A 7,665-nucleotide genomic window follows, 5' to 3' on the forward strand; every position below is an offset into this window, starting at 1 on the left:
CATCATCGTGAATAAAAAAGCAAATGGATTATATGTGCCTTTATCAGCGTTTTCTTCATTAATTCCTTTAGACAGGAATTCAATATCTCTATTGTTTGGGGACGTGGTATGCTCGATTTTCATCATTAACTCCTCTATTTAAAACGCTCAAATTGACCAAACATATGAAACCCCAAGCGCTCGTAGATTCGATATCCTGAATCACTTGACGCAGAAAGAGTCGCATGTCTTACACCGATTTTTCTAGCAATATCCATAAGATGAGTGATCATTTGGGTGCCATACCCAAACCCCCTTTTATTTTCTTTTGGTTATCAAGCTAAAAATGCCAGCTGTGTCACTGTGGATAAAAAGAATAGCAATTACAGCGGGAATATTATCTTCATATCCGACGAACAATTTTTCTTGCTGATTTAGGAGTGGTTCTGCAAGTTTTTCATAAAAGCTACGTGCCGTTGCATCATATGTTTCAAGAACTTTGATAAAATGTTCAAGTTGATCTTGGTTCAATACTTGCTCTATTCTGACGATTTGGTTGTTGCTGCTTTCAAAATTAGTTAGATCATACAACATAGCACGCTCTTCAATTTTGGTAGCAATTTTCTGCTTAATGCTTTTGACTTAGTTGATGGGCTAATCCACCACGCAAAAGGCTGACCTTTAAATTCGTTTACAACACTTTAAACCTTTTCTGCATGGCAGTTGCCACAAACGATATTAAACATTGAAGATCCAAGTCCATGGTTAATTATCGTAAGAGTATGGTCTGTTTTTGTACTAAAACCTACAGCTTCAGTCACTCACTTGAAGTGACAAAGGCATTTTGCTTAATTTTCTCTAGCATATTTTTCTATATGCTTATGAAGCTATACTAGTATTTGAATTTGTCATAAGTTTCACCGAAGCCTGTTACTATAGCTGGTATACAACGTTTTCCTGAGTTTTTCAATAAAGAAAGTGATTTACATAAAGTCGTCTAAGTTAGACAGTGACGAAGGAAAAGTAGTTGTAGTAGATCTAATACCGCGCACTAATTTCTCTCTTTACCTTATACAAATTAATCAGGTGAAGTGAATAGAGTATCCATACTACTAAAAAAAATGTGGCACAAAATATAAACATTGCAATTAATGGCAGCAGTAGAGAACTTTCTATCGCTATTCCACCTTTTCTGAGAATACTTGCTGGCTGGTGGAGAGTAGCCCACAAGTTCACGGAAAATTTTATTATGGGGATATTTACGGCACTAAAGATGGCAAATACCGCTGCTGATTTTTTAGCTCTTTCTTCATTATCGAAAGCGCTCCACAGCGAGAGGTATCCAACGTATAGGAAAAATAAGATCAACGTTGAAGTGAGCCTTGCATCCCATACCCACCAAGTACCCCAGGTTCCTTTTCCCCAAATGCTACCTGTGATTAAGCATATTGCAGAAAAGACTGTTCCCGCAGGAGCGGCCGCGTGAGCCAGAACGCTAGCAATACTGTTATTCCACACTAAGGAGATAAAACTGAGCGCTGCAATTAACTCATATATTCCGAGAGAAAACCATGCAGAAGGCACGTGAAAATACATAATTCGTACAATTTCTCCTTGTTTATGATCTTCTGGAGAGAAGAATAAAGCTAGAAATACTCCAACTAAAAAACATGCAAAACACGCAGCCCCAAGCCAAGGCAAGGCTTTTTTAGAAAAATAAGAGAGATGTGTAGGTTTTAGTAAAAACATTCGTTTCAACGATAACTGTGTTAAGAATTTACCAGTTAGTTTAAGCTTTATCAACAGGATAGTACTTATGTTTACATAGACCAGCAAATTAGCGCAATTTCATCACAACTGCATGAACATTGCAATTTGATCCTGCCGTTACCCAATAGAAATGAGAAAAAACTACTTGCAAATTCCATCGTCACACTCTGGGATTGTACATCTTATAGGTTTAGCAAATTTGTTATGTATTTTGTTTGATTTTCCATAAGATGGTACAAGCCTCCACCTTCTAGGTGGAGAAACTTTAGTTTGTTAATGTCATAACTGTGTTTTGTAAAGTACAGTTATGACTAGGTACGATAAGGGAAAACACACAGTATTTTATCATAGGTACCACATAGTCTGGATTACAAAATATCGCTACAAAATATTAACTAGGGCTATGAAGGAGAGAATACAAATAATCATAGCAGAAGTACCTGAAGAAATGGGAATAAAGGTAGAAAATGGAGTAATATCATCCGACTATTTGCATTTACTTGTAGTAATACCCCCTCATATAGCTGTAAGTGATTTTGTCCAAAGACTAAAGTTAGGTCTTCATGCAAAGTTCAACAAGAATTTCCAGAGCTAAGGAAAATATACTGGAGAAGGTGTTTTTGGGGAAAGAAGATACTTTAGTGCTACCAGTGACAGGTGAAGTTATTAATGAGCACATCAATAAACATACAGATGCACGTCAGCCTCATCTAGTACAAGACTGGAGAGCCTTAGTCTCTTACCGCGCTCCCAGCACAAATTACAATCTTTCGGCTTCAGCCGATAGCGGGTAAGTTTCCGATAGCGAAAATTAGTATAATCTTTATATTAAAAAAACTTATCAAATGGGAAAAAAGGCAAAAGAAACCCTGTTAGCTAATTATTCACTATCTATCTTTAAAATTGGCGTTTTTTATTGTCTTAAACGCTTTAATAAGCGCATTTTAGCTTATATTAGGTAAAACCCTTGAAAGTTTATAAAGACATGAGACACACATAGTGCAAAAAATTAAACATAAGAGACCAAGTACGTTGAGTTTTTTGTCGTTTAACCTGGACAGACTGAAGATAAACAATAGCTTCAGCGCTATGATAATGGTTTTGGTGAAACTTGTCAAGTAAATTTTGCATTTAATCCGTTTCTATTCTACTTGGATGACACCATATAAATCACTAGAGTTAATAAATAGGAAAATCATTACAAATCTTTTCAACTTTACTTTTCACTGTTTTTTCAACATTTAAGCTATTTTTGCTGATTAGTCCTTGAATTATCTCGTTTATTAAGTCTGCTATTTCTTTAAAAGTTTCTATCCCAAGTCCACGTGTTGTTTCAGCAGCAGTGCCAAAACGCAGCCCTGAAGTGATGGTTGGCTTCTCTGTGTCAAATGGTACAGAGTTTTTATTGCAGGTAATACCAGCCCTTTCAAGGCTATCTACAACATCTTTCCCGGTCAATTTCTGTGGTCTTAAGTCAACTAGCACTATATGAGAGTCAGTGCCACCGGTTATAATGCTCAGTCCATGCTCTTGCAGCGCTTGAGCTAGCACTTTTGCATTCTCCACGACTTTTCTGCTATAAATCTTAAACTCTGGTGCTAATGCTTCTTTAAATGCAACGGCTTTTGCAGCTATTATATGCATAAGCGGCCCACCTTGTAGCCCTGGGAAAACTGCTGATTGAATTTTTTTATGTAACGTTTCACCATTCGTCATTATTACTCCACCTCTAGGGCCACGCAGAGTTTTGTGAGTCGTAGAAGTCATAACATGCGCATGTTCAGCAGGTGACGGATATTCGCCCGATGCAATAAGCCCCGCATAGTGAGCAATATCAGCAAGCAAATACGCACCAACTTTGTCCGCAATTTCGCGAAAACGCTTGAAGTTTATCTTTCTTGAATAAGCAGAAGCACCAGCTATGATCAGTTTTGGCTTATGCTCAAGTGCCAGCTTTTCTATCTCGTCCATATCGAGCAGATAAGTGTCTTTGCTGACTGTATACTGAATCGACTTAAACCATTTACCAGAAAGGCTTGGTGCCGCACCATGAGTTAGATGTCCACCGCAACTCAGCGATAATCCAAGTATCGTATCGCCCGGAGTAAGCAATGAAGCAAACACTGCTTGATTTGCCTGAGAACCAGAATGAGGTTGAACGTTCGCAAATTTAACACCAAACAGTTTACAGAGCCTCTCTATAGCTAGACTTTCGACCTCGTCCACATATTCACAACCACAGTAATACCTTTTTCCTGGATAACCTTCCGCATATTTATTAGTCAGAAAAGAACCTTGTGCCTCCATCACTGCTTTACTTACAAAATTTTCTGATGCAATCAATTGCAGTTGCAACCTTTGACGCCGCAATTCCTTCTCTATAGATTGATAAATTTCATCATCAAAAGACTTTAAGCCATTTTTAAGACTGCAGATTTTTTTCAAAACACTTGTCATAGATCAAACTTCGTTTAACCCAATGATATTAAAATGCATGTTCGTTACAAGCAACTTTAAGATTGTTTCTTTAACCACACAAGACCAAAAGCAGCCAAGAGTAGACATATAGGAATAATCAATATTGCTTTTACCAGCAATCCAGCACCATACATGGGATTTCCTTGTATTATCATTCCATCCCAATACAAATCTACTATTTTTGCGATTCCAATGTGAAAAAAATAGCCAAAGACCATAACTATCATATTTGATACTGCCGTGGTCAAGCCCACCAAGTTATTGCTTACATAACCTATTGCTTTGTAAATGGTAACTACCTGATATCCAGATGCAAAGCCAATAACAAGAAGCGCAGGTAGCACAACATATAGGCCACCAGCTCGTGCAAAAAGCAAAAGAAAGCTAGCGATCATTGCAAAAGAACACGCAATAATTACTTCATAATGCCTATTTGGAAATTTTTCCAACAGGTAAGCCAAAAAGAATGCTCCGGCTCCCATACCTATAAACATGAGAGAAGAAAGCGAAGATGCTAGATCTCCAGTCATTTGATATGTCTCACACAAGAATGCTTTTGCCCAGCCATCAGCAAAACCTTCTAGTGGACCAACCATTAAACCACCAAAAAAGCTGATCAGAATAATATGTTTGTTGAATAGCACAGTTTTCAAATCTTGAAGTACATTGTCACTTGTACTCTCTTGTGCATTACTGCTTGGCGTTACAAAGAATAACAGCAAAGCAAGTAAGCAACCAAACGCTGAGAAAGTATAAATAACATAGTCCCAACCAAATTTATCGAGTAAAAAGTCCAAGGGTAATCCGCCATAAATAGCTCCAAGTAGCCCTATTATTATAGATAAACTGGCCATTCTTGCTGATTTTTCTTGCGAAAAATACATGCTTGCAACTTTAAAGATCCCAATTGCTGAAGCAGACGATCCAATTCCGACGATTATTCTACCGAGTATTGAGTAATACCACTCATCGAAGCATATAAGTGGCAGTGTCCCAGCAAATGTCAAAATAGTGCATATAGGCAAAACAAGTTTTGGGCCAGACCTGTCAAAAAAGAGACCAACAGGTATGTGAGCAAACGTGTAGCCTACATAATATAGCCCACCAAATTGACCAACATCTGTAATACTTATGTTAAACTTTGTTATTAATTCAGGTGCTATTATGTTCGGGATTACACGTAATATGTATTGGTACGCATAGAACAGCGATACTAGCAACCATATTAAAAAATTTCTTTGTAGCATCAACCTCACCTTAAATTTAAAATCATAGGTTTATAAAAAATAGCTTTTTACAAATTTTTAATTTGCTAAAACTTAGTACAGTTAAATTCATAACAAATAAGCAACTATGTATCAACTAAATTTTCCAGCACTAGTTGCTTGAGCACGAAAAGAGCATTTCTAAAAATGGGAACAATTATATCTAAAATAGTAGAATTTTTAGTAAAACCTAGCATCAGAAACACTCTAGTTAACTTAGTATTGACCTTTTTGCATGTATAATGATGTATAATGGTCAATATAACGTCAAGCAAAGATGAGCTAATAAGTACAAGCACAAAAAACAACACGTTACAAAATTACTTAACAAAATATATTGAACAAACGTTTGCTGCTTTACGGGTAACAGATATGATAAATCGTATAGGGAACTTTTAAGCAAAGTAGAAGAGACAATAAAATTAGCTGTAAGCAAAGCAAAACATTTAGACATTAGTCTAGAGAGTGTATATGGAGAGTTAACATCCAATAAAAAGCTACTTTATGCTATTGCTAAGCAGCAAGTGTCAACATTTTTGGATACCCACCAAACGAAGAAGGAAATCGTTGAGGGGTTGAGCAAATATAATATCAACGGAAGTGATTTAAAGATTCCGGAGGAAGGAGAAGGTTTGGTAAAAAAAATAAATGATATTAATTTAATCCAGCAAAATGAAGAAAATAAGTTAAACATCAGAAATATACTTACCCAATCAATAGGACACCCTTCTTCGCAGATTAGGAAATCCTAGGTGACTTCAGTAAATATTCTCTACTTGGTGAAATAAACAATTTATGAGCGTCTACTTACCTCAATTCTTGGCATATATGTTCTCAACACCTAGCCTTTAGCTGCTTATTTAGTAAACACTTTTAAGCCTATAATACTCGGCACTACCAAAACAATAGAAAATAAACGCCCAAAATTCACTGAGTCACTAAAAACATTACTCCTACCACCGCTACGCCTATAGAATCTATACCAGTCCAAACTGCATAGGATGTTCAAGGGGTATAGACTTCATTGCTACTGATAACCAGTAAAGGCTTACAGGAGCACAAACTAAAATATTACCACAGGCGTAACGTGGGCAAAACCATCACTATACTTTAGCGCTGCCGTCCACACAACTTCAAGTAAGCCAGCTAACAATAAAAATATAACCAGGCTATAAATTAGTTCCTTTCTACTGACATACGAAAACACTACACAATGAGAATGCAGAAAGTCAACTTAGTGTTTCGCATGCCTTAATAATACTATTGCATCCAATTTCTAGTTGTTCCTGAGAGGTTGCATAAGAAATTCTGACAAAATTTTCAAGGCCAAACGTAACTCCTGGAACTACGGCAACTGAATGATCCTCCAGCAAGTATTCAGTGAAATCGAGGTCATTATTTATTATTTTACCATTTTTTGTGCTCTTGCCTAACAAGCCTTTGCACGAGACAAACAAATAAAACGCGCCTTGCGGAGTAGATGCTGATAACCCTGGAGCAGAACTTAACTTCTCTACTACAAAATCTCTACGATTCTTGAAAATTCTCGTTCTTTCCTTCAAAAAGCTATGATCGCCGCTTAAAGCTTCAACTGCTGCTGCCTGTGCTATCGAATTAGGGTTAGAAGTGCTCTGAGACTGCAGTGTAGAAATGGCTTTTATTACATTACTTTTACCTGCAATATAACCTACTCTCCAGCCTGTCATCGCATAAGCTTTCGATATCCCATTGACTACAAAAACCCTATCGTAAAGCCTCGGTTCAACCTGGGCAATAGTAAAAAACCTCTCATCGTATACTATATGTTCATAAATATCGTCTGTAACAATGTTCACGTGAGGATATTCGAGCAATACTTGTGCTATATTTTTCAGTTCATCATATGTATACATAACTCCTGCTGGGTTGTTCGGTGAGTTAAGAATCAACCACTTGGTCTTCTTTGTTATTTTGCTTTTTAACAATTCTGGTGTTAGCTTGAGGTTTTGCTTGCACCTTACTACAACCGGCAGACCACTAAAAAGACTTACCATATCAACATATGAGACCCAATAAGGGGCTGGGATTATAGCTTCATCTTCGGGGTTAATCGTTGCCATAAATAAGTTAAACAATACCTGTTTAGCACCGGTACCAACGCAGATTTGATTAAATGTATATTCGAGATTGTTAT

8 protein-coding genes and 1 pseudogene are annotated in these 7,665 nt (G+C 37.0%); 2 read left to right on the plus strand and 7 right to left on the minus strand.

All coding sequences use genetic code 11. The annotated features are described in order from the left end of the window. Positions 1 to 134: 134 nt before the first annotated feature. The 3 genes from IHO13_RS05900 to ccmC all read right to left on the minus strand — a co-directional run bounded on the left by IHO13_RS05900 (position 135) and on the right by ccmC (position 1,728). A complete protein-coding gene (locus IHO13_RS05900) occupies positions 135 to 272 on the minus strand; it encodes a hypothetical protein (protein ID WP_368666879.1) in 138 nt (45 codons plus the stop codon). Between the two features lie 25 nt (positions 273 to 297). Further along, positions 298 to 573, minus strand: coding sequence for a hypothetical protein (locus IHO13_RS03735; protein ID WP_225538336.1), 276 nt, complete (start codon positions 571 to 573; stop codon positions 298 to 300). A 444-nt stretch (positions 574 to 1,017) separates the two neighbouring features. Continuing rightward, positions 1,018 to 1,728, minus strand: a complete 711-nt coding sequence (ccmC, locus tag IHO13_RS03740) for a heme ABC transporter permease CcmC (RefSeq protein ID WP_225538345.1) — start codon at positions 1,726 to 1,728, stop codon at positions 1,018 to 1,020. 328 nt (positions 1,729 to 2,056) lie between these two features. Here ccmC and tnpA point away from each other — a divergent pair. Next, positions 2,057 to 2,477, plus strand: a pseudogene (gene tnpA, locus IHO13_RS03745) (IS200/IS605 family transposase); the annotation flags it as partial. A 451-nt stretch (positions 2,478 to 2,928) separates the two neighbouring features. Here tnpA and glyA read toward each other — a convergent pair. Continuing rightward, positions 2,929 to 4,206: a serine hydroxymethyltransferase gene (gene glyA / locus IHO13_RS03755; protein WP_225538339.1), complete on the minus strand. Its 1,278-nt coding sequence runs from the start codon at positions 4,204 to 4,206 to the stop codon at positions 2,929 to 2,931. Positions 4,207 to 4,262: 56 nt separating this feature from the next. Next, positions 4,263 to 5,474, minus strand: a complete 1,212-nt coding sequence (locus IHO13_RS03760; protein ID WP_225538340.1) for an MFS transporter — start codon at positions 5,472 to 5,474, stop codon at positions 4,263 to 4,265. A gap of 542 nt (positions 5,475 to 6,016) precedes the next feature. Between IHO13_RS03760 and IHO13_RS03765 the strand changes: the two genes are divergently transcribed. Then, positions 6,017 to 6,244, plus strand: a complete 228-nt coding sequence (locus IHO13_RS03765) for a hypothetical protein (RefSeq protein ID WP_225538341.1) — start codon at positions 6,017 to 6,019, stop codon at positions 6,242 to 6,244. A gap of 311 nt (positions 6,245 to 6,555) precedes the next feature. On the opposite strand, the gene IHO13_RS05905 is transcribed toward IHO13_RS03765, so the two are convergent. Both IHO13_RS05905 and IHO13_RS03775 read right to left on the minus strand, forming a co-directional pair. Next, positions 6,556 to 6,699: an SMR family transporter gene (locus IHO13_RS05905; protein ID WP_225538342.1), complete on the minus strand. Its 144-nt coding sequence runs from the start codon at positions 6,697 to 6,699 to the stop codon at positions 6,556 to 6,558. Between the two features lie 22 nt (positions 6,700 to 6,721). Then, on the minus strand, positions 6,722 to 7,665 hold a 944-nt coding region (locus IHO13_RS03775), incomplete at its 5' end, for a pyridoxal phosphate-dependent aminotransferase (protein WP_225538343.1).

This window comes from Wolbachia endosymbiont of Mansonella perstans (assembly GCF_020278605.1).
Lineage (GTDB): Bacteria > Pseudomonadota > Alphaproteobacteria > Rickettsiales > Anaplasmataceae > Wolbachia.